The 21,061-nt window shown below is 66.4% G+C and carries 20 protein-coding genes; 15 read left to right on the forward strand and 5 right to left on the reverse strand.

The window, feature by feature from the left end; genetic code table 11:
- Positions 1-9 precede the first annotated feature (9 nt).
- Positions 10-495 (reverse strand): 3'-5' exoribonuclease, encoded by a 486-nt coding sequence (locus FPZ54_RS11100; protein ID WP_145847211.1) that lies wholly within the window; start codon positions 493-495, stop codon positions 10-12.
- Between the two features lie 213 nt (positions 496-708).
- On the opposite strand from FPZ54_RS11100, the gene FPZ54_RS11105 reads away from it, so the two are divergent.
- Positions 709-1,068, forward strand: coding sequence for a VOC family protein (locus tag FPZ54_RS11105; protein WP_145847213.1), 360 nt, complete (start codon positions 709-711; stop codon positions 1,066-1,068).
- 150 nt (positions 1,069-1,218) lie between these two features.
- Positions 1,219-3,246, forward strand: coding sequence for a phage tail sheath family protein (locus FPZ54_RS11110; protein WP_145847215.1), 2,028 nt, complete (start codon positions 1,219-1,221; stop codon positions 3,244-3,246).
- A 261-nt stretch (positions 3,247-3,507) separates the two neighbouring features.
- Here FPZ54_RS11110 and FPZ54_RS11115 read toward each other — a convergent pair whose 3' ends face one another.
- Positions 3,508-4,323: an LD-carboxypeptidase gene (locus FPZ54_RS11115; RefSeq protein ID WP_145847217.1), complete on the reverse strand. Its 816-nt coding sequence runs from the start codon at positions 4,321-4,323 to the stop codon at positions 3,508-3,510.
- A 155-nt stretch (positions 4,324-4,478) separates the two neighbouring features.
- On the opposite strand from FPZ54_RS11115, the gene FPZ54_RS11120 reads away from it, so the two are divergent.
- On the forward strand, positions 4,479-5,891 hold the full coding sequence (locus FPZ54_RS11120) for a UDP-N-acetylmuramate--L-alanine ligase (RefSeq protein ID WP_145849742.1): 1,413 nt from the start codon (positions 4,479-4,481) through the stop codon (positions 5,889-5,891).
- On the opposite strand, the gene FPZ54_RS11125 is transcribed toward FPZ54_RS11120, so the two are convergent.
- Positions 5,877-7,103 (reverse strand): mechanosensitive ion channel family protein, encoded by a 1,227-nt coding sequence (locus tag FPZ54_RS11125; RefSeq protein WP_145849744.1) that lies wholly within the window; start codon positions 7,101-7,103, stop codon positions 5,877-5,879. The two genes, FPZ54_RS11120 and FPZ54_RS11125, sit on opposite strands and share 15 nt — an antisense overlap.
- Positions 7,104-7,291: 188 nt before the next feature.
- Here FPZ54_RS11125 and FPZ54_RS11130 point away from each other — a divergent pair, with 188 nt between their 5' ends.
- From FPZ54_RS11130 to FPZ54_RS11140, 3 genes are read left to right on the forward strand one after another with little or no spacing between them, the layout of a single operon-like run.
- Complete coding sequence (locus FPZ54_RS11130; protein ID WP_145847219.1) at positions 7,292-7,702, forward strand: hypothetical protein; 411 nt, start codon at positions 7,292-7,294, stop codon at positions 7,700-7,702.
- Positions 7,699-7,902, forward strand: a complete 204-nt coding sequence (locus tag FPZ54_RS11135) for a helix-turn-helix transcriptional regulator (protein WP_145847221.1) — start codon at positions 7,699-7,701, stop codon at positions 7,900-7,902. Before FPZ54_RS11130 ends, FPZ54_RS11135 begins: the two co-directional genes overlap by 4 nt.
- A 4-nt stretch (positions 7,903-7,906) precedes the next feature.
- Entirely contained in the window at positions 7,907-8,824 is a 918-nt protein-coding gene (locus FPZ54_RS11140; RefSeq protein ID WP_145847223.1) for an alpha/beta fold hydrolase, read from the forward strand.
- Between the two features lie 61 nt (positions 8,825-8,885).
- Here FPZ54_RS11140 and fsa read toward each other — a convergent pair whose 3' ends face one another.
- Positions 8,886-9,539 carry a fructose-6-phosphate aldolase gene (gene fsa, locus FPZ54_RS11145; RefSeq protein ID WP_145847225.1) on the reverse strand — a complete coding sequence of 218 codons (654 nt, stop codon included), beginning with the start codon at positions 9,537-9,539 and terminating at the stop codon, positions 8,886-8,888.
- Positions 9,540-9,628: 89 nt separating this feature from the next.
- Between fsa and FPZ54_RS11150 the strand changes: the two genes are divergently transcribed.
- The 6 genes from FPZ54_RS11150 to FPZ54_RS11175 all read left to right on the forward strand — a co-directional run bounded on the left by FPZ54_RS11150 (position 9,629) and on the right by FPZ54_RS11175 (position 17,489).
- The gene (locus FPZ54_RS11150; protein ID WP_145847239.1) at positions 9,629-10,297 is read left to right on the forward strand and encodes a DUF2490 domain-containing protein; all 669 of its coding nucleotides are present in this window, start codon (positions 9,629-9,631) and stop codon (positions 10,295-10,297) included.
- 300 nt (positions 10,298-10,597) lie between these two features.
- Positions 10,598-11,224: a CPBP family intramembrane glutamic endopeptidase gene (locus tag FPZ54_RS11155; protein ID WP_186456741.1), complete on the forward strand. Its 627-nt coding sequence runs from the start codon at positions 10,598-10,600 to the stop codon at positions 11,222-11,224.
- Between the two features lie 266 nt (positions 11,225-11,490).
- Positions 11,491-13,656: a primosomal protein N' gene (locus tag FPZ54_RS11160; protein WP_145847243.1), complete on the forward strand. Its 2,166-nt coding sequence runs from the start codon at positions 11,491-11,493 to the stop codon at positions 13,654-13,656.
- Positions 13,657-13,863: 207 nt separating this feature from the next.
- Positions 13,864-15,489 carry a hypothetical protein gene (locus FPZ54_RS11165; protein ID WP_145847244.1) on the forward strand — a complete coding sequence of 542 codons (1,626 nt, stop codon included), beginning with the start codon at positions 13,864-13,866 and terminating at the stop codon, positions 15,487-15,489.
- Between the two features lie 7 nt (positions 15,490-15,496).
- Entirely contained in the window at positions 15,497-17,017 is a 1,521-nt protein-coding gene (locus FPZ54_RS11170) for a trypsin-like peptidase domain-containing protein (RefSeq protein WP_338419508.1), read from the forward strand.
- 1 nt (position 17,018) lies between these two features.
- Entirely contained in the window at positions 17,019-17,489 is a 471-nt protein-coding gene (locus FPZ54_RS11175; RefSeq protein ID WP_145847245.1) for a GNAT family N-acetyltransferase, read from the forward strand.
- A gap of 6 nt (positions 17,490-17,495) precedes the next feature.
- Here FPZ54_RS11175 and ada read toward each other — a convergent pair whose 3' ends face one another.
- Entirely contained in the window at positions 17,496-18,530 is a 1,035-nt protein-coding gene (gene ada / locus FPZ54_RS11180) for a bifunctional DNA-binding transcriptional regulator/O6-methylguanine-DNA methyltransferase Ada (RefSeq protein ID WP_145847247.1), read from the reverse strand.
- 103 nt (positions 18,531-18,633) lie between these two features.
- Here ada and purE point away from each other — a divergent pair, with 103 nt between their 5' ends.
- The 3 genes from purE to FPZ54_RS11195 all read left to right on the forward strand — a co-directional run bounded on the left by purE (position 18,634) and on the right by FPZ54_RS11195 (position 21,009).
- Positions 18,634-19,119 (forward strand): 5-(carboxyamino)imidazole ribonucleotide mutase, encoded by a 486-nt coding sequence (purE, locus tag FPZ54_RS11185; RefSeq protein ID WP_145847249.1) that lies wholly within the window; start codon positions 18,634-18,636, stop codon positions 19,117-19,119.
- A 10-nt stretch (positions 19,120-19,129) separates the two neighbouring features.
- Positions 19,130-20,197, forward strand: a complete 1,068-nt coding sequence (locus FPZ54_RS11190; RefSeq protein ID WP_145847251.1) for a 5-(carboxyamino)imidazole ribonucleotide synthase — start codon at positions 19,130-19,132, stop codon at positions 20,195-20,197.
- Positions 20,198-20,265: 68 nt separating this feature from the next.
- A complete protein-coding gene (locus tag FPZ54_RS11195) occupies positions 20,266-21,009 on the forward strand; it encodes a class I SAM-dependent methyltransferase (protein WP_145847253.1) in 744 nt (247 codons plus the stop codon).
- Positions 21,010-21,061 lie beyond the last annotated feature (52 nt).

Here is a 21,061-nt window from a genome sequence, read left to right on the forward strand (position 1 = left end):
CGCGGCATGTCAGCCCGCCCGCAATCGCGCAAGGTCGTGCTCCGACAGGTCCGCGCGTTCCCCGCGCAGGCTCGCCTCGACCCGTTCCTTGAGCCCAATCGCATCCGCCAGCGCATTGTGCGGCCGCGCGCTATGCGCCGCGGTGTCGAACCCCGGCAGATGCACCAGCATACACGAAAAGCTCAGCGGATCGTTGCGCTTACCATGGTCGCGGATCAGCAGCGTGCAGAAATGCGCCAGATCCTCGGGCCAATCGGCGACGAACAGGAAGGGTCCCTCATCCTCGCGCAGGAAGTTCTGCAGCCGCTTCACCGCCGTCGCGCGGTCGACCGGCTCGCGGTCCAGCTGCGGCATCACATGGTCGCGCACCCAGGGCATGATCAGCTCATGCGCGTGCAGCGCCTCATAGAACTCCGCACCGTCCTCGCGGACCAGCGCAATGCTCAGCAGCTGCCCGCCGCTCCCGTTGAACTCGGTGTCGATATAGTAACGCACGATCGCTCCCTCGCGCCCGCGAATTCACGTCGGAACAGGGGAAGCGGGGCGCCGGCCTCCCCCGTCCCCGGAGGAGGAACCGGCCGCGCGTCAGCCGCGCCCGACCAGCCCTCCCGCCGGAGCGGGAGTAGTGCTAGTGGTCGGGACGAAACGCTGTGCCATTAACACAGAATAGGCATCGCGCGCCGGAAACGCCAGAGGGGGCATCTGACAATGGCCGACCACCGCCCCGACCACCGCATCGCCGCGATCCTCCCCTGCCGCGATCTCGCCGCCAGCACGGCCTTTTACGAACGCCTCGGCCTCACCCTCGACAGCGACTATGGCGATTACCGCATCCTGAGCGACGGCAAGGGCTGGCACCTGCATTTGCGTCACGAATCGAGCACTCCCGGCCCGCCCGACAACGCGTTCGGCCTGTACCTCTATGTCGCCGATGTCGATGCCGTCGCCGACCGCGTGCGCGAGCTCGTGATTGAACCCGGCGCCCCGCATCTCAAACCGTGGGGCATGTACGAATTCGTCGTCAGCGATCCCGACGGCACGCTGGTCCGCGTGGGGCGAGAGGCCTGACGCCAACGGGCGCAATACGCTCAGGAACAAGCACCATTCCCGGAACATCACCACGATGATCGCGCCGGACATCGGCGATCGAATATCCCGCGTGTCGCATAATTCTGATAGCTATGCCCTTCTAAGCCACCTTCACGATGGAAAACGCCCATGCCCCTGCAGCCCACCTATCCCGGCGTCTATGTGCAGGAGCTTCCAGGCGGCACACACACCATCTCCAGCGTGGCGACATCCGTTTCGGCATTTGTCGGCTATCTCGCGCGCGGCCCGATGGACGCCCCGGTGCAGTGCCTCGATTTCGGGGATTTCCAGCGCGTCTTCGGCAGACCCGATCCCGACAGCCTCACCAGTCTTCAGGTTTCGCAATTCTTCCTGAACGGCGGGACCGAGGCATGGGTCAGCCGCGTCTGTGCCGGTTCGGCGCCCCCGGTCCAGCCTCGGGTCGAGCTGAGGGGCGCGGTTCCCGTGTCGGCAACGGACATGGGCGAAGGTGCCGATAAGGGGCTGGCGCCGACGCCGGGCACGACTTTGGTGCAAATCGCCTCTCACAACCCGGGAAGCTGGGGCGAAAACATTTTCGTCACCGTCGATTACATGACGAACAAGCCCGACACCTTCAACATGACCGCGACGCTGTATTCGGAGTCAAAAAGCGGCAATTCCGCGAGCCACGGATACCACATCGTGGAGGCGCAGCATGTCTCTGCGGTGACGCTCGATGTGCGTAAGCCTGAGTCGATCATCGCCGTGATGCAGTCGGGCAATCAGAACGATGCGCTGCTCGCAGTACCACTGCTGACCGCTTCACCCCCGGTCTCGGCACCGTTCGCCAGCGGTACGATGCTCGAGTTCATACCGCCCGAGAGCGCAGTGAGCGCCACTTTCACGGTAATCGTCCAGCCGCCGGGTTCAGATCCGGCCATGCCCCCGCCACCGCTGCAATCGACGCTCGATGTTGCCGTATCTGTCTCGACACAGGCGGATCTGGTCGCGGCGATCCAGAGCGCAATCGCCAACGCCGCCCGCGATCTGCGATTGTTTGCCCTGGGCGACGCACAGGTGCGCAGCTGTCTGTCGCCCTTCATTTCGCCCACCGGCACGCAGACGCCGCTCGTTCAGATCTGGGTGCCCGATCCAGACTTCGCCGACTATCTGGTCAGCATTCGTTCCACGCCCGCCCTGTTCACCGTGCAGTCGATCAACCATCAGGCGCAGCGGCTCGCCGCGCCGGCGACCGCCAATCCGGTCGAACATCCCGACGGCTTGCCGCCGACAGGGCCGGACATCGCGGGGGACGCGACGGCCCGCACCGGCATCCATGCGCTCGATGCGATGAGGATCGTGAACATCATCGCCGTACCGGACATGGAATCGATGGGCACGGCGGACTATCTCGCGGCGGCGACCGCGACCCTCGATTACGCCGTTCGGCGCAAGGCATTCGCCATTCTCGACATGCCATCGCGCCTCACGACGCCTTCGGACGCGGCTGCATGGGCCACGCAAACGCTGGGCACCGTCGGCGCGGGCGTCATCAACGGCGCCAGCTACTGGCCGCAGGTTCAGATTTCCTCGCCCTGTTCGGCCCGGCCGCTCTCGCTGGGCGCCAGCGGCACCATGGCGGGCATCTACGCGGCCGCCGATGTCAATCGCGGCGTATGGAAGGCCCCTGCCGGCATCACGGCAGTGCTGACGGGCGTCGAACGACTCGCCTATGTCATGACCGATCAGGAAAATGGCCAGCTAAACCCGCTCGGCATCAATGCGCTGCGCAGCTTCCCGGTTTATGGCAGTGTCGCATGGGGCGCGCGCACGCTCGCATCCGCAAATCTGGCCGATGACGACTGTAAATATGTCCCGGTCCGGCGCCTCGCGCTGTATCTGGAACAGAGCCTGATCCAGGGGCTGCAATGGGTCGTCTTCGAACCCAATGATGCGCGGCTCTGGGCACAGATCCGGCTCAGCGTGAACGCGTTCCTGCACCCGCTCTACCTTCAGGGCGCGTTCGTTGGCGCCACGCCCGCGCAGGCCTATTTGGTGATCTGCGATGAATCGACGACGACGGCGGAAGACATGATTAACGGCATCGTCAATATTGCGATCCTGTTCGCACCGATGAAGCCCGCCGAATTCGTCGTCATCAATTTACAGCAGATGGCGGGGCAATCGTCGAGCTGAGCGCGACCCGTCCCCACCATGAACACCTTTCCTACAGCCCCCCGATCGGCGCATAACTGATCGATGAAGTCGCCGCCCGGATCCGCTTTCCTGACACGCAACGCACCCCCGTCGCATATCCGTCGCGCCGGTGTCGTGGCCTCGTCGCGCACCTGTCGCGTCGCAGTCGCCTTCCAGCCGCAAACCCGTCGCGTCCCGGTCGCCTCCGCCCGAAACACCCCTGTTTTCGTCAGGATCGTCGGGCGCCTGTCAGCCCCGACCTCACACCACCCCGAACGGCACCACCCGGTTGAGCGCGATATGCCCGATGCCCGACCGGCCGAGATACGGCACCCCCATTTCGCGGCACCAGCGGATGATCATCTGCTCGAGCGATTCGCCGAACGGCACGTCATTGTCGACCATGTCGGTCACCGCGCCCAGCCGCACCCCGGCGATGCCCTGCAGCTGCGTGGCATGCGCCATCTGGAACAGCATCCGGTCGATCCGGTACATCGGCTCGCCGACCTCCTCGATATGCAGGACATGGTCGGTCAGGTCGGGCAGCCACGGCGTGCCGATCATCGCCGCCAGGATCGACAGGTTGAACGCCGCCGCCGGGCGGCCGTCCAGCGTCGGCTCCAGCCCGTCGCGCTTGCCGTCGATCAGCCAGCCGAGCACCCATCCGGCATCGACGCCCTTGTCGTTCGGCCCCATGGCGCTGGCCATCGATCCATGCGCCTGACGCCCGATCCGCCGGGCATAGAGCGCGCCGAGCATGAACCCCATGTCGGAATAGCCGATATAGGTCTTGTTGCGCGCCGCGGGGCCCAACTGCGGCATCGCGATCTCGAGGATGCGGTTGGAGCCGTAGCCGCCGCGCGCGAACCAGATCGCGTCGAACGCGGGGTCGTTGGCGAACTCGACAAACGCCCTGGCGCGCAGATCGTCGGGACCGGCGAAATGCCCCTCGGTCACGAAGCATTGCGGGTGGAACACGATCTCGTGCGCCGGATAGGTCAGCGCCATGAATGCCTGCATCCGCGCCGCCGATTCCTGGCTGACGGTCCGTGCCGGTGCGACAACGCCGATCCGCATATGCTACCCCTTGTTGGTGTTGCGGCGCCGGCCCGCTCCCCCACCCGGCCACCCAACGCCAGTATATTCTATGGGTGGCCGGGTGGGGGAGCGGGCCGGCGCCGCAACCGGTTCAGCCTTGCTGAACCGCGCTCAAGCGTCGATAGCCCGGCATGATGCACAACGGCAAACCCCATTTCTTCGTCGGGATCGGCGGCAGCGGCATGATGCCGCTGGCGATGATCCTTGCCGGCCAAGGCGCACAGATCGCCGGTTCGGACCGCAGCCTCGATTCCGGGCGCCTGACGCCCAAGTTCGATGCGCTCCGCGCACTCGGCATCGACCTGTTCCCCCAGGACGGCAGCGGCATCACATCGCCCGATCAGGTCGTGATTGCCTCCGCCGCGGTGGAGGACAGCGTCCCCGACATGGTCCGCGCGGCGGAACTGGGCTGTCCGCGAATGAGCCGCGCCGAGCTCAACGCCGCTTTGTTCAACGCGGCCCCGAAATCGATCGGTATCGCCGGGACCAGCGGCAAGTCGACCGTTACCGGCATGATCGCCTGGATCCTCCATGCGCTCGACTGCCGCCCGACGGTGATGAATGGCGCGGTGATGAAGAATTTCGTCAGCCCCGACGCCCCCTTTGCCAGCGCGCTGGTCGGCGATGGCGGCATCTATGTCAGCGAGGTCGATGAGAGCGACGGGTCGATCGCACTCTACCAGCCACAGATCGCGGTGCTCAACAATGTCAGCCTCGATCACAAGAGCCTGGAGGAGTTGCGCCAGCTGTTCGGCGATTTCGCGGCGCGCGCAGCGACCACCATCGTAAATGTCGGCGACCCGGAAAGCGCCGCGCTCGCCGCGACGCTCGATCCGGCCCGCACCCGCACCTTCGCGGTCGATGCTCCCGCCGATCTCTCCGCACGCAATCTCGAACCGGAACCCTATGCGATCCGCTTCGATCTCGTCATGGACGGCCGGACGCGACCGGTGCGCATCATGACGCCGGGCAGGCACAATGTCGCCAATGCGCTTGCCGCGATCGGCGCCTGCGTCGCGCTCGGGCTCGAACCCAATGCGGTCTGCGCCGCACTGCACGGCTATTCGGGCCTGCGCCGCCGCTTCGAACTGGTCGGCCATGGCGCCGGTGTCGCGGTGATCGACGATTTCGGGCACAACCCCGACAAGATCGGCGCGACGCTCGACGCGCTCCACGCCTTCCCCGGCCGCGTCCTCGCGCTGTTCCAGCCGCACGGTTTCGGCCCGCTCAAGGTGATGCGCGCCGAACTCGTCGCGATGTTCGCGGCGAAACTGGCCCCCGACGACCTGCTGATCCTGCCCGACCCGGTCTATCAGGGCGGCACCGTCACCCGCGAAGTAACCAGCGCCGACATCGTCGCCGACATCGCCGCCACCGGCCGCGACGCCCGCCACATCCCCGACCGCGCGGCCGCCGCCGCGCATCTCACCGCGATCGCACGGCCTGGCGATCGCATCGTCATCATGGGGGCAAGAGACGATACGCTGAGCCTGCTCGCAAAGGAGATGGTCGAACGCCTGGATGGACAGGCTTCAGGCGGCGCGTAGCTGGCCCAGGTCCAGCCCGCTCGGTTCCTGGAACAGGCGCAGGCCGAATTCGGGCAGGATCGCCAGCAGGTGATCGAAAATGTCGGCCTGGATCGCCTCGTAATCGTCCCAGCCGGTGGTAGCGGTGAAGCAATAGATTTCGATCGGCAGTCCCCGCGCCGTCGGATCCAGCTGCCGCACCAGCAGCGTCATGTCCTGGGCAATCCGGGCATTGGCGCGCAGATAGGCAAAGACATAGGCGCGGAACGTGCCGATATTGGTCACCCGCCGCGCATTCACGGGGTCGCGCCCCGCTTCGCCCAGCCGTGCGTTCCAGTCCGCCAGTTCGCCCGACTTGGCGTCGAGATAGTCGTCGATCAGCGCAAACCGCCGCATCGCCCCCTTCTCGTCGTCGGTCAGGAAGCGGATGCTGTTCTGGTCGATCAACAGCGACCGCTTGATCCGCCGCCCGCCCGATTCGGACATCCCCCGCCAGTTCTTGAAGCTTTCGGCGATCAGACGATGGGTGGGAATGGTGGTGATCGTCTTGTCCCAGTTCTGCACCTTCACCGTGTGCAGCGCGATATCGATGACATCGCCATCGGCATTGAGTTGCGGCATTTCGATCCAGTCGCCGACCCGCAGCATGTCGTTGGACGTCAGCTGGACCGAAGCCACCAGCGACAGGATCGTGTCTTTGAACACCAGCATCAGCACCGCCGCCATCGCCCCCAGCCCGGACAGCAGCAGCAACGGCGACCGTTCCATCAGCACTGCAATGATCAGGATCGCCGCGCCGCCGAATAGCAGGATCTTCACCACCTGAAGATAGCCCTTGATCGGTCGGTTCGCCGCGTCCGGACGCCGTTGATACAGCTCGTTGCCAAGGTTCAGCGCGGCGCTGAGCGCCAGCACGATGCTGAGGATCACCAGTGCGCTCACCACATTCCCGGTCACGATCGCAACCTCCGGCGGCAAATGCGGAACCAGATAGATGCCCCGCGAAACGATGATCGCCGGGACGATATTGGCGAGCCGCGATGCGATCTGCCGCAGCATCGGCGTCTCCCATCCGATGACCCGCAGCGCGACGCGAAGGATCACCCGGCGGACGATGAAATTGGCCAGCGCAGCGACGGCGACCAGCAGCGACAGGCCGATCAGCGCCTCGGTCCAGGGCGGCAGGGTGGAGAGGAAGGGAAGGGCGGAGAGGTTGGACTGAATATCGTTCATCACGCGGTCGATCGCCGCCCGACGCGATGGCGGCGGGCTTCATGCTCCTGGCTGTTTCAGATTCGGTACAACTGGGCATCCCAGAGAGCGGTGTCAAACCGATGGCAAAAAATGGAGCAAAGGACACTTGACATGTAAAGCGACATTTACGTAAAGTGACCTTGTCATTTAACCAAGGGAGCTTTCCAATGCCTACTACAGCCGCAAAGCGCTATGTCTCTCGGTTCACGATCGTCATGACCGTCTATTGTCTGATGATCGGCGCCAATGTGGCGATCAGCCGGATGCTCGAACCCCCTTCGGCGGTGTTGGCGGCGATGGCAGTGCTGACCGCCCTGCCCATCATCGCCATGCTTGGCGTGCTCGGCATTTATCTCAAGGAAGAGACTGACGAGTTCGTGCGTGATCGAATCGTCGTTTCGATGCTGATCGGACTTGGCGTCCTGCTCTCGCTAACCTCGATCCTGGGCTTTCTTCAGTTCGAGGATCTGGTCGGCGATCTGCCCGTCTTCCTCGCCTTTCCGATCTGGTGCGGCGCATGGGGAATAACCCAGGGCATCCTGTCGTGGCGCGACAAGCGCGCGGACGGTGCAGCATGAAAAACCGCCTCCGGGTCCTCCGGGCCGAGCGGGCCTGGAGCCAACAGGATCTGGCCGAACGGCTCGAGGTCTCCCGCCAGAGCGTCAATGCGATCGAAACCGGCCGCTACGACCCCTCGCTCCCCCTCGCCTTCAAGATCGCCGACCTGTTCGCGCTGACCATCGAAGATATCTTCATCAACCCGTCCAAAGAGGGCTGACATCATGAACAAGCTGACCCTGTTCGCCGCGCTCGCCGCGGCCTGCCTCACCGCGCCTGCCGCACTCGCCGCGTCCAAGGCCGAAGCTACCGCCTCCGCCACTGCGGAAAAGCGCACGCCGCACATCTCGATCGTCGTGCTCGGCGAACCACGCAAAGACCGCGACCCCGTATATCTCATCCCCGGCCTGTCCAGCCCCCGCGCCGTCTGGGACGGCATCGCTCCCGATCTGGCGAAGGACCGGCAAGTGCTGCTGGTCCAGGTCAACGGGTTCGGCGGCGATGCGGTGGGGGAGAATGGCAAGCCAGGCATGACCGATGGCATCATCGCCGACATTCTCGCCGACGCCGCAGCCCGTGGTGCCACGCAGCCCGCGATGATCGGCCACAGCTATGGCGGGTTGATCGGCATGATGCTGGCGGCGCGCCATCCCGATCGGGTCGGACGGCTGATGGTGGTCGATACCCTGCCCTTTTTCGGCCGCCTCTTCGACCCTTCAGCGACCCCCGCCAGCATCGCGCCGCGCGCCGAACAGATGCGCGCCATGACCATCGCCGGGGCGGAGCGGATGAAGGCGATGGCGCCGATCACGAGCGATCCGGGCGGCATCTGGTCGAACACGGCGCAGGGGCGGATCAAGGTCGCCAACTGGACCCGCCAGGCCGACCAGGCCGCCGTCGCCCAGGCGCTGTACGAGGATATCGTCACCGATATTGGCCCGGAACTGGCCAAGGTGACGGCAAAGCCCTTCACCATCCTCTACGCCGCCGGCGTCGGCGAGGCACAGGCAAAAGCGATCTGGGATCCCGCTTACGCCGGAACCCCCGCCGAGCTGGTCGCGGTCCCCGACAGCTACCACTTCATCATGCTCGACCAGCCGCAACGCTTCGCGACCGAGGTCAAGGCGTTCCTCGCCGAGTGATCCCAACGAAGAAGGGCCGCCCCGACCCGGGACGGCCCCTCCTCAATTCGCGCAATTCAATTCAGCCGATCGTCTGGCCGGTCTTCGCCCAGTCCGACAGGAAGCCCTCGATGCCCTTGTCGGTCAGCGGGTGCTTGACCAGCTGGCGGATCACTGCGGGCGGGGCGGTCATCACATCGGCGCCGAGCTTTGCCGCTTCGAGGATGTGGATCGGGTGGCGGACGCTGGCGACCAGGATCTCGGTCTCGAACGCATAATTGTCGTAGATCAGGCGGATGTCGCCGATCAGGTCCATGCCGTCGAACCCGATATCGTCGTGACGGCCGACGAACGGCGAGATGAAGGTCGCCCCGGCCTTTGCCGCCAACAGCGCCTGATTGGCCGAGAAGCAGAGCGTCACATTGACCATCGTCCCATCGTCGGTCAGCGCCTTGCACGCTTTCAGCCCCTCGATCGTCATCGGCAGCTTGACCGCGACATTGTCGGCGATCTTCCGCACCACTTCGGCCTCACGCATCATGCCGTCATAATCGAGTGCGACGACTTCAGCGGAAACCGGTCCGTCGACAATGCCGCAAATCTCCTCGACCACTTCCAGGAAATTGCGGCCCGCCTTGTGAATCAGCGACGGGTTGGTCGTCACGCCATCGAGCAGCCCGGCGTCCGCCAGTTCGCGGATATCATTGGTGTCGGCGGTATCGGCAAAGAACTTCATGGGGGGTGCTCCGTGAAATGTGACAGTTGTATTACGGCGCGCTAAGGGGTGCGCGATTCTTTCGAGTAGCCCTCTAACACCGGACTCCAATGCGCTCCATCCTTCTCGCCCTGCCGCTGTTGATCCTGGCCAGCCCCGCATTGGCCCAGGAGGAGGACAGCGAAGTGTGGCTGACCGGCGGCGCAGGCATTGCGGTGGGCGAGAACAGCGAGATCGATTTCGAGGCGGTCAGCCGGTTCAGCGACGATTCGGGCGGTCTGTACGAAGCGGAGTTCATGGGGGGCTTTACCCAGACAGTCGCAAAGGGCGTGTCGATCCACGGCGGCTATGTTCGCGTCGTCAGCTATTCGCGCGGCGACGTGACGCGCGGTGAGGACCGGTTCCGCGTCCAGCTGGGGCTGTCGGGCGATGCCGGGCCGGTCCGGCTTTCCGGCCGGTTGCGGCTCGAGCATCGATCGGCATCGACCGGCGACGACACTGCCTATCGTTTTCGCCCGCAGATCAAGGCGTCACTGCCGCTGGGGGACAGCGATTTCAGTCTGGTTGCCAGCCATGAAAGCCTGATCCCGCTCAACGACACCGACTGGGGGGAACGCGCGGGCTATGACCGGATGCGGAACCTGGCGGGGGTGTCGTGGAAGGCGAGCGATGCGATCGGCGTCGAGATCGGCTATCTGAACCAGTATCGCTTCGGTCGCGGCACCCGCCGGGACACGATGGACCATGTCTTGTCGCTGAGCGTCGGCCTGTCGCTCTGACGACGATGCGAATGCCCGAAGTTGACACAAAGTTTACGCTAACGCGCAGCTTTGGCGGGTGTCCGAAATCACCAACTGATCTACCCATCGTCGAACTATCGACACGCAGGCGCGGCTGACAGGGTCAAGGAGCGATCCGGGCGTCCGGCATCGCGATGCCAGATCAAATCTATTCCAACATTTCAAGGGGAATGCTGCAACCTTGCCCCGCCCCAACTGTACTGCTAGACTAACACAGTGACTGGAAGCCTTCGCCTCGCCCTAGCCCTGATATTTGGCCTTGTCGGTTGGTATGCAATCGTGGTTGCCGCCGATTATATGCTGGTCAGCGCGGGAGAACTGCCGCCGGGTGTCCGATATACCGCACTGGGCCTGGTCGAACTGGTCTTCGGCGGCGCGATCATCTGGCTCGCGCTCCGTTTCGCGCGGCTGCGCCTGACTGACGCCGGACTCGTCCGCACGGAATTGAAGTCCGACACTCTCGTCGGAATCGGGATTGGCCTCACATTCGCGGCGGTGCAGTTTCTGCTCATCATTCCCGCTACCGGCGGCGCTGCGCGCAGCGACGTTGTCGCCAATGCAGCGCAGATCGGCGAAACCTATGCCGGCTTTTCCGGGATTTTGATCCTCGCCCTGCTCGGATCGACAAGCGAAGAACTGCTGTTTCGCGGCCTGCTGCTGTTCGGCCTGGCGAAGCTGTGCGGGGGAGGAACCGCCGGCAAGATCGTCTCCACCATCGTCGTGGCAACGCTGTTCGCCCTGAGCCATGGCTATCAAGGGTGGGCGGGGATCATCGACACGGGCTTTTATGGCGGACTGCTGATGAGCCTGCTCTATTGGTGGCGGGGTATGCGGCTCGCCGCCCCGATCGCCGCCCATGCGACGTGGAACCTGATCGCTGCAACCGTGATCTTCTTGGCCTATTAACGTCGATCCAGCCTCGCGGTACGCGTAGCGCCAGCCGTGGCGCACCTGAATCATTCGATATTTGGCCGGGCATTCGCCCGCAGCGCGGTGCCGGCCCGCTCCCCCACCCGGCCACCCACTTCAAGGTATCTTCGATGGGTGGCCGGGTGGGGGAGCGGGCTGGCACCGCACATGCGCCCTTGGGCGCATCAAAAACGACAGACATCCCATCAACCGGGTCATCGACCGGGTTTGCGCCGCCCGCCCGAATCCCGATATGGACCCCCATGTCCCGCGCCCGTGTCATCGTCCTCAACAGCGCGCTCGGCCCGCTCGACTATCGCGTCCCGCGCGGCATGGCGGTCGAGCCGGGGTCGATCGTGGTCGCGCCGCTCGGCCCGCGCCAGTTGATCGGGGTGGTGTGGGAAGCCGAGCGACTGCCGACCGAGGAGGTAGGCGACAATCGCCTCCGCAACCTGCTCGCCGTCGCCGATGCGCCGCCGATCCCGGCGCCGCTCCGGCGCTTGATCGAATGGACGGCGGACTATTATCTCGCCCCGCTCGCTTCGGTGCTGCGAATGGCGCTCAGTTCCACGTCTGCGCTGGAGGGCGGCAAGACGATCGTCGAATATCGCGCGACCGGCGAAGTGCCCGACCGCATGACCGCGCAGCGCGAACAGGCGCTGGCGCGGATTGGCGACCGGCAGGGGTTGATCCGCGAACTGGCCGCGATTGCCGACGTATCGGACGGCGTGATCCGTGGCCTCGTCAAGGTCGGCGCGATCGAGGGGGTCGCGGTCGATCTGGACAGCCCCTATCCCGCGCCCGACCCCGCCTATGCCCCGCCCGACCTGTCCGCCGACCAGCGCGCCGCCGCGACGACATTGTGCGAGGCGGTCGATGCGCAGCGGTTTCAGCCCTTTCTGCTCGACGGCGTCACAGGTTCGGGCAAGACCGAGGTGTATTTCGAGGCGGTGGCGAGCGCGATCCGCGCCGGGCGGCAGAGCCTGGTCCTGCTGCCCGAAATCGCGCTGACCGAGCCCTTTCTCAAACGCTTTCACGCGCGCTTCGGGGTGGAGCCGGTGGCGTGGCATTCGGGCCTGCGCCAGTCACAGCGGCGCCGGGCGTGGCGCGCGATCGCCAGTGGCGAGGCGCTGGTTACGGTGGGGGCGCGGTCCTCGCTGTTCCTGCCCTATCCCAATCTCGGCCTGATCGTGGTCGACGAGGCGCATGAGACGAGCTTCAAGCAGGAGGAAGGCGTCCATTACCACGCCCGCGACGTGGCAGTGATGCGCGGGCATTTCGAGGCGTGTCCGGTGGTGCTGGCATCGGCGACCCCGGCGATCGAGACGCGGCAGCAGGTGGCGCTGGGCCGCTATGCCGAACTCAAGCTACCCGGTCGCTATGGCGCGGCGGAGATGCCGGCGATCGAGGCGATCGACCTGATCGCGGAACCGCCGATGCGCGGGCGCTGGCTGGCGCCGAAACTGGTCAAGGCGATCGACGCGACGCTCGAACGCGGCGAACAGGTGCTGCTGTTCCTCAACCGGCGCGGCTATGCGCCGCTGACCTTGTGCCGCACCTGCGGACATCGCTTTCAATGTCCCAATTGCACCGCCTGGATGGTCGAGCACCGGCTGATCAGCCGCCTTGCCTGCCACCATTGCGGGCATGTCATCCCGACGCCGCGCGCCTGCCCCGAATGCGACAGCGAGGACAGCCTGGTCGCGTGCGGCCCCGGCGTCGAGCGGATCGCGGACGAGGTGGCGGCGCTGTACCCGGACGCCAGGACAGCCATCGTCACGTCGGACACGATCTGGTCCCCGGCCAAGGCGGCGGAATTCGTCAACCGGATGGAGGCGGGCGACATCGACATCGTCGTCGGGACGCAATTGGTGACCAAGGGGTATCACTTCCCCAACCTCACCCTGGTCGGGGTGGTGGACGCGGATCTGGGGCTGGAGGGCGGCGATTTGCGCGCGGCGGAGCGCAGCTTCCAGCAAATCTGCCAGGTCGCGGGGCGCGCCGGACGCGGCGAAAAGCCGGGCCATGTCCTGATCCAGACGCACAGCCCCAAGGCGCCGGTGATGCGGGCGCTGGTCAGCGGCGATGCAGAGGGGTTCTATGCGGCGGAAACCGAGGCGCGGCGCGAGGCGGGTGCCCCGCCCTTTGGCCGCTATGCCGCGATCATCGTGTCGAGCGAGGACAAGGACGCGGCGCTGGAGACCGCCCGCGCGATCGGCCGCAGCGCGCCGCAGGTGGAGGCGATGCAGGTCTTCGGCCCCGCTCCCGCTCCGCTGGCGATGTTGCGCGGCCGCCACCGTTTTCGCCTGCTGGTCCACGCCCGCCGCGCGCTGGATGTGCAGGATGTGATCCGCGACTGGCTGGGCGGGGTGGACTGGTCGGCCAAGGTGCGCGTGGTGGTGGACGTCGACCCCTATAATTTCCTGTAGACTGGTCTTCAGTTGCGCGGCGCCGGCCCGCTCCCCCACCCGGCCAACCACACGGTATCTTCGATGGGTGGCCGGGTGAGGAGCGGGCCGGCGCCGGTTCAGCCAAGCCGAAAACGAGTCTAACGCCGGAAAGGCCGGGCTTTTGCCTTGCCTCGCCGGGGGCCACCCAATACCCTTGGCCCATCAGATAGTGGGGACGGGTTACCAATGAATTTCAAGCTCTTGGCGATTTGCGCGACGCTGGTCGCGCCGGGAATCGCCCATGCCGACTGGAAGCGTGCCGAATCGAAGAACTTCATCGTGTTCAGCGAGGGTTCCGAGGAAGAGCTGCGCACCGCGACCGAGAATATGGAGAAGTTCGCCTTCGTGCAGGCCGTGGTGCAGGGCAAGAAGGACGTGCCGCCATCGCCGGTGAAGCTCAAAGTCTATATGGTCGCGAACGTGCCCGCCGTGGTCGCGACGCTCCCCTTCCCGTCCTATGGCGTCGGCGGCTATTATAATCCGGTGCTGCGCGGCCCGTTCCTGGTGACGCCGCGCCGGGGGATCCGCAGCACCAAGATGCGCTCCGCCCGCCGCCTGAGCGCCGCCGACGATGCGTTCGAGGCGGATGGCGTCTTCTATCACGAGTTGACCCACCATTTCATGTTCCAATACTCGCCCGCCGCATACCCCTCATGGTATTCGGAAGGGTTCGCGGAATTCTGGGGCGGGTTCCAGATCGAGACCAGCGACAAGGCTGACCTCGTCCGCTTCGGCCTGCCGCAGACCTCGCGCCTGACGCAGATTGCGCGCTCGCCCTGGATGCCGATGGAAAAGCTGCTCACCGCGCGCAGCTATGCCGATGCGGGCGACCAGATCGGATCGCTCTATGCGCAGGGCTGGCTGCTGACCCATTATTCCTTCGTCAACAGCGAACGGAACAAGCAGCTTCAGACCTATCTCGCCGCGATCAACCGGGGCGAAACCTATGCCGACGCCGCCAAGGCGGGATACGGTGCCACGCTCGACGCGCTCAACAGCGAGCTTCAGGCCTATGCGCGTCAGGGCAAGATCGGCACCCAGCAAATCTCGTTCAAACCGATCCCGACGGGCGAGATCGCGATTCGCGCGACGACGCCCGCCGAGAACGAACTGCTCGACGAAGACCAGCGGCTGAGCGGCGGTGTCGCCAAGAGCGACCGCGAGAGCTTCGTCCGCCGGGTGCGCGAGGGCGCGGCGAAGTTCCCGAACGATCCGTTCGCGCTCGCGGTTCTCACCGAGACCGAGGACCTTGCGGGCAACGCAGCCGAGGCACAGGCGGCGCTGGACCGCTGGATCGCGGTCGCTCCGAAGGATCCGGGCGCGCTGATGTTCAAGGGCAAGCTCGCGACGCAGCGGCTCGCCGCCGCCAAATCGACCGATGCCGACGCATGGGAAACCGCACGCGCCAATATCGCCGCCGCGATCAAGGCGTCACCCGACACCCCGCGCTTCTACAAGGTCTATTACGACAGCTTCGTCGCCGAGGGTCGTTATCCGCCGCCCGCCGGCGCGCTCAACGGCCTCGCTTATGCGCTCAAGCTCGTGCCGAACGACGACGACCTGCGCTATCAGGTGGCGAAGGATTATGAGGATCGCGACATGATCCCCGAAGCGATCGCGGTGATCCGTCCGCTCGCCTATACGATCAAGCCGGACAGCGAGCTGTCGCCGGGCGAGAAGCGGCGGCGGGACAAGGCCAAGGAAACCTATGCGATGCTGGGCCAGACCGATTATGAGACGCCCCGCGAAATGTATGATCGCCTGCTCAAGAAGCAGGACGAGGCCAAGGGCGGCAAGACCGCCGGAAACTGAGGGCACGATGCACGGCATGGTTCGCTGGCTGATCCTGCTCGCCATGCTGTGCGTCTGGCCGTTCGCGGCCCGCGCCGACGATATCTCGGCGGCCGGGCGGGGCGTGGTGCGGATCGTCACCATCGCGACGATCGAAGGCGAAGTCGTCGGTTTCGGCCATGGCAGCGGCTTTGCCGTCGCCCCCAACCGCGTGCTCACCAACGCCCATGTCGTCGAGGCAGCCGAACGCTATCCCGGCAATGTCGTGATCGGCGTCGTCCCGTCGGAGGGCGACAAGACCTTTCAGGGGCGGCTGATCGCGATCGACAGCGACCGCGACCTTGCCCTGATCGAATTTGCCGGCATCCGCCTGCCCCCGCTCACCTTCTATTCCGGGCCGGTCAATGAGGGCGATTCGATGATCGCGCTCGGCTATCCGGGCAATGTCGATCTCGCCACCGCGCGATCGGCGGCGGACTTCATCACGCCGCTGACCCCGATCCGGTCGCAGGGCGTGTTTTCGGGGCGCCGCGATCTTCAGGGGGTGCGGGTGCTGCTCCACACTGCGGGCATTGCGCGGGGCAATTCGGGCGGGCCGTTGCTCGATTCCTGCGGGCGCGTGCTCGGCGTCAATGCCGCGCTGACCCGTGCCGACGATGGCGATGCCAGTTTCGGCTTCGCCATCGCGAACGAGGAGGTCGCCGCTTTCCTCCGCGAAGCGAAGCAGCCAATGCCCGCCAATGGCGTCGCCTGTACCAGCATCGCCGAGCGGCTGGCACAGGACCGCAGCGCCGCCGAGCAGGCGCGCGAGGCGGAGGAATTGCGCAAGCGCGAGGCGGCGGCAGTGGCGGCGGCGGATCGCGACAACGCCATCCAGCGGGCGCGGTCCGAGAATATCGTGATGCGCGAGAACTATATGGCCGGGGCCGCGCTGCTGCTGGTGTTCGGCGCGTTCACGCTCGGCATTGCCGGGCTGTTGCTGACCCGCGAACAGAAGCGCGAGGCGATTTACACGGCGGTGGGCGGCGGCGCGCTGATCGTGGCGTCGGTCGTCACCTTCATCCTCCGCCCGGCCTTCGACCCCGCGGCGATCGATGGCGGTGCGCGCGTGGCGATTCCCCCGCCGGTCGCGCAGCCCGGAGGGCTGGGCAAGATGGTCTGCACCATCGATCCGGCCCGCTCGCGCATTACCGTATCCGATACGCAGGATGTGGCGATCGACATCAACGCCGATGGCTGCGTCAACGGCCGCACCCAATATGCCGAGGCGGGGCAGAACTGGCAGCGCATCCTGGTGCCCGACGAGGAACAGGCGGTCTCCGTCCTCGAATATGCGCCGACGACGCGCACCTATTCGACGACGCGCTACCTGCTGTCCGCGCGCCAGATGGAGGAGGCACGCAAGCGCCGCGCAGAGGTCAAGGTGAAGGCCTGCAGCACCGATCCCGCCGCCCGCGCCGACCTGGCGTCGCGCCAGCAGGCGATCCGCACCGCTTTGCCCCAGATTTTCAACGAACGGCTGGTCTATAGCTGCAAGTCTGCGGACTAGCATGGGCTGGCATGCGATGACGGTCGCCGAGCTGCCCGCCGTGGCGGCGATCTCGGCCGAGGTACATGGCGATTATGCCGAGTCCGAGGAGGTCTATGCCGAGCGGCTGCGGCTATGGCCGGCAGGCTGCTTCATATGGGAACAGGGCGATGGCGTCGCAGGCCTGCTCGTCGCCCATCCCTGGCATCGCGCGGCCGCGCCTGCGCTGGGGGTGCTGCTCGGCGCGATCCCGGAGGATGCCGACAGCTTCTATCTGCACGATATCGCTCTGCTCCCCGCGACGCGCGGGCATGGCGCAGGCAGCGCTGCGACCCGGCTCGTCCTCGATCTCGCCCGGCAGGCGGGGCATTGCGAGGTCAGCCTGGTCGCGGTCAATGGCGCCGAACGTTTCTGGATGGCGCAGGGCTTCGCGATCGTCGGAGGCGGCGGCTATGGCCCCGGCACCTATCGGATGCGCCGCAGCGTCGATTGATCGTCCTCAGTCTTCGATCCCCTCCCGCGCGCGCAACACCTTCTTGCGGTCGACGCCATAGGCGTAGCCGCCCATGGTCCCGTCGCTGCGCTGGGCACGGTGGCAGGGGATGAGGATGGCGACGTTGTTCGCGCCGCACGCCGTCCCCGCCGCGCGCACCGCGCCGGGGTGACCGGCGGCGATGGCGAGCTGGGTATAGCTCAGCGTCTCGCCGGGGGGGATCGCGCGCAATGCCTGCCACACCGCCTCCTGGAACGCGGTGCCACGCACATCGAGCGGCAGGTCGGTGTGCCGTCCCGGCTGCTCGACCTCGGCCACCACCCGCGCTGCAAGATCGGCGAGCGCCGCGCCGCCCTGTGCAATCTCCGCACGCGGAAAGCGCGTCGCGAGCGCAAGGCTGTCCTCGTCAAACGCGACGCGGCACAGCCCCTTGTCCGTCGCCGCGATCAGCAGCGGCCCAAGGCTGGTATCCGCCACCGTCCAGCGAATCGTCACCCCCGCCCCGCCATTGCGCCAGGCGCTGGGGGTCATCCCCAGCCGGTCGGCAGCGGTTTCGTAAAAGCGGCTTGGTGCCGAATAGCCCGCTTCGTAAATCGCTTCGGTCACGCTTCCCTCCGCATCCAATGCAGCGGCGGCGCGGCGCGCGCGCAGCCCCCGGGCATAGGCCGCCGGGGTGACCCCGGTCGCACGTTTGAACAGCCGCTGGAAATGATGCGGCGCATAGCCGACCTGCGCTGCCAGCGCGTCGAGCCCCGGCGAGTCCTCGGCACCCTCCAGCAGCGCGACCGCCTTTGCCACCGCGATCCGCTCGCGCCCGATCTCGTCGGGCTTGCAGCGAAGGCACGCGCGCAGCCCCGTCGCCCGCGCGCTCTCGGTATCGGGGAAGAACACGACATTGGTGCGCAGCGGGTGCCGCGCCGGACAGCTCGGCTTGCAATAGATGCCGGTGGTCAGCACGCCTGCGATCACCCGCCCGTCATAGGCGCGGTCGCGGCGTTCGAATGCGGCCCAGGCTTCGTCGTCGGAGATGATGCTGCTCATGCGCGCAGATATAGCGCATCGCGCGTGCGCCGCTTCCCGTCCATTGCGTCCAAAGCCGCACGCCATTAGGGGGACGCTTTCCCGTACTCTTCAGGGCAGGCGAATGGCGGACGCACCACTGGTCGGCATTATCATGGGCAGCACCTCCGATTGGGAGACGATGCGCCACGCCGCCGATATTCTCGATACGCTCCGCGTGCCGCACGAAACCAAAGTGGTGTCGGCCCACCGCACCCCGCAGCGGCTCTATGACTATGCCACCGGTGCCGCCGATCGCGGGCTGAAGGTGATCGTCGCGGGCGCGGGTGGCGCGGCGCATCTGCCCGGCATGGCGGCATCGATGACGCACCTGCCGGTGCTGGGCGTGCCGGTGGAGTCCAAGGCGCTGAACGGCATGGACAGCCTGCTCTCGATCGCCCAGATGCCTGGCGGGATCCCCGTCGGCACGCTAGCGATCGGCAAGGCGGGGGCGACCAATGCCGGCCTGCTCGCCGCCGCGATCCTCGCGACGGGTGACGCGGACCTCGCCGAACGGCTCAAGGCGTGGCGCGGGCGCCAGACCGATAGCGTCGCGACCGACCCCGCGTGACCACGTCCGAATGACTGCGATCCCGCCCGGCAATACCCTTGGCATTCTCGGCAGCGGTCAGCTTGGCCGGATGATCGCGGTCGCGGCGGCGCAGCTTGGCTATCGCGTCCATATCTACGCCCCCGAAAGCGGCCCCGCCTGCGACGTCGCCGCCGCCTTCACCTGCGCAGCCTATGACGACGAAGCAGCGCTGACCGAATTTGCGAAGGACTGCGCGGCGGTCACCTATGAGTTCGAGAATATCGATCCTGCCGCCGTCGATAGCGTCGCCGCTCACGCGCCCGTCCGCCCGGGTCGCGCCTCGCTCGAAACCGCGGCGCATCGCTGGCGGGAGAAGCAGCTGGCGGAGGAGTGCGGCGGCCGTCCCGCACCCTGGCGGGCGGTGTCCTCACGCGCCGAACTCGACGCCGCGCTCGCCGAAATCGGCACCCCCGCAATCCTCAAGACCGCGACCGAGGGCTATGACGGCAAGGGGCAGATCCGTCTTGCCAGCCCCGCCGATGCGGAAGCGGCATGGGCGGCGATGGACGGGCGCGACTGCGTGCTCGAAGGCTTTGTCGACTTCACCCATGAATTTTCGATCCTGCTGGTGCGCGGCACCGACGGCGCCAGCATCGCCTATCCGCCGCCGCATAATGAGCATGAGGGCGGTATCCTCGCGCGCTCGACCGTTCCGGCTCCTGCCGCAGTGGTCGAACAGGCGCGGGACGCCGCCGCGCTCGCCATGGCCATCGCCCAGCGGCTCGACCATGTCGGGCTGCTGACCTGCGAGTTTTTCGCCACCGCCGACGGCCCGGTGTTCAACGAAATGGCGCCGCGCGTGCATAATAGCGGCCATTGGACGATCGAGGGGGCGGAAACCTCCCAATTTGAAAACCATGTCCGCGCGGTGCTGGGCCTGCCGCTCGGTGCAGTCGGCCTGACCGGCACATCGGCCGAGATGCGCAATCTGATCGGCGACGATGTCCATGCCTGGGCCGAATTGCTTGCCGAACCCGGCGCGCATCTGCATCTCTATGGCAAGAACGACGCACGCCCGGGCCGCAAGATGGGCCATGTGACGCGGGTGCGGCGCTGACCGTTGATAAGGACCGTTCCGGCTCCGGCATGTTGCCGAATGCGTGAGACTGCCCCCAAGGAGAGCGAATGACCTCACGCAACCTAACGCCGCTGCTACCGTTGGCGGATGCGGCGACGCGCGATCTCGAACGGTCGATTTCGGACACCGCCCATGTCCTGCTTTTCGGCGCGATCGGCTGGCCCTGGCTGTTGCGCAGCCTTTCGGGCGGGTCGCGGGCGCACAAAGCGGCGCTGATCGAACGGCTCGGCCTCGCCCCCGACGCGCTCCCCTATCTCGGCAGCTGGAAGGCAGATACCGGGCTGCTCACCATGCTCGCCGACCATGTCGAGACGCGGCGGCCCGACACGGTCGTAGAATTCGGCATGGGCGCCTCCAGCCTCGTCATCGGCCGCGCGTTGCAGCGTAACGGCCATGGCCAGCTCATCAGCTTCGACCAGAATCAGGGGTTCGTCGCCGCGACCGCTGAATGGCTCGCCGAACAAGGCATCGCCGCCGATCTGCGTTTCGCCGAACTCGGGGCCAGCCCGCGCGGCTGGCCGGGCGCCTGGTACCAGGCGGTGGACGTGCCCCCGCAGATCGACCTGCTGGTCGTGGACGGCCCCTCCTGGTCGATCCACCCCTATACGCGCGGCGCGGCGGAGGTGCTGTTCGACCGCATCCCGGTCGGCGGCACGGTGATGCTCGACGACGCCCGCCGTCCCGGCGAGCGCGTGGTTGCTGCGCGCTGGCGGGCACGCTGGCCCGATTTCGAGTTTCGCATCGCCGATGGCGGGACGAAGGGGACGCTGGTGGGAACGCGGCTGCGTTAGAGTCGTTTTCAGTCAGGCGGCACCGGCCCGCTCCCCCACCCGGCCACCCAAC

The organism is Sphingomonas suaedae, from assembly GCF_007833215.1.
Lineage (GTDB): Bacteria > Pseudomonadota > Alphaproteobacteria > Sphingomonadales > Sphingomonadaceae > Sphingomonas > Sphingomonas suaedae.

Bases quoted from the DNA above. Each gene is read 5' to 3' on its own strand.
- FPZ54_RS11105 (WP_145847213.1), top strand. From the start codon at position 709: ATGGCCGACCACCGCCCCGACCACCGCATCGCCGCGATCCTCCCCTGC.
- FPZ54_RS11110 (WP_145847215.1), top strand. From the start codon at position 1,219: ATGCCCCTGCAGCCCACCTATCCCGGCGTCTATGTGCAGGAGCTTCCA.
- FPZ54_RS11115 (WP_145847217.1), bottom strand. From the start codon at position 4,323: ATGCGGATCGGCGTTGTCGCACCGGCACGGACCGTCAGCCAGGAATCG.
- FPZ54_RS11120 (WP_145849742.1), top strand. From the start codon at position 4,479: ATGCACAACGGCAAACCCCATTTCTTCGTCGGGATCGGCGGCAGCGGC.
- FPZ54_RS11125 (WP_145849744.1), bottom strand. From the start codon at position 7,103: ATGAACGATATTCAGTCCAACCTCTCCGCCCTTCCCTTCCTCTCCACC.
- FPZ54_RS11130 (WP_145847219.1), top strand. From the start codon at position 7,292: ATGCCTACTACAGCCGCAAAGCGCTATGTCTCTCGGTTCACGATCGTC.
- FPZ54_RS11135 (WP_145847221.1), top strand. From the start codon at position 7,699: ATGAAAAACCGCCTCCGGGTCCTCCGGGCCGAGCGGGCCTGGAGCCAA.
- FPZ54_RS11140 (WP_145847223.1), top strand. From the start codon at position 7,907: ATGAACAAGCTGACCCTGTTCGCCGCGCTCGCCGCGGCCTGCCTCACC.
- fsa (WP_145847225.1), bottom strand. From the start codon at position 9,539: ATGAAGTTCTTTGCCGATACCGCCGACACCAATGATATCCGCGAACTG.
- FPZ54_RS11150 (WP_145847239.1), top strand. From the start codon at position 9,629: ATGCGCTCCATCCTTCTCGCCCTGCCGCTGTTGATCCTGGCCAGCCCC.
- FPZ54_RS11160 (WP_145847243.1), top strand. From the start codon at position 11,491: ATGTCCCGCGCCCGTGTCATCGTCCTCAACAGCGCGCTCGGCCCGCTC.
- FPZ54_RS11165 (WP_145847244.1), top strand. From the start codon at position 13,864: ATGAATTTCAAGCTCTTGGCGATTTGCGCGACGCTGGTCGCGCCGGGA.
- FPZ54_RS11170 (WP_338419508.1), top strand. From the start codon at position 15,497: ATGCACGGCATGGTTCGCTGGCTGATCCTGCTCGCCATGCTGTGCGTC.
- FPZ54_RS11175 (WP_145847245.1), top strand. From the start codon at position 17,019: ATGGGCTGGCATGCGATGACGGTCGCCGAGCTGCCCGCCGTGGCGGCG.
- ada (WP_145847247.1), bottom strand. From the start codon at position 18,530: ATGAGCAGCATCATCTCCGACGACGAAGCCTGGGCCGCATTCGAACGC.
- purE (WP_145847249.1), top strand. From the start codon at position 18,634: ATGGCGGACGCACCACTGGTCGGCATTATCATGGGCAGCACCTCCGAT.
- FPZ54_RS11190 (WP_145847251.1), top strand. From the start codon at position 19,130: ATGACTGCGATCCCGCCCGGCAATACCCTTGGCATTCTCGGCAGCGGT.
- FPZ54_RS11195 (WP_145847253.1), top strand. From the start codon at position 20,266: ATGACCTCACGCAACCTAACGCCGCTGCTACCGTTGGCGGATGCGGCG.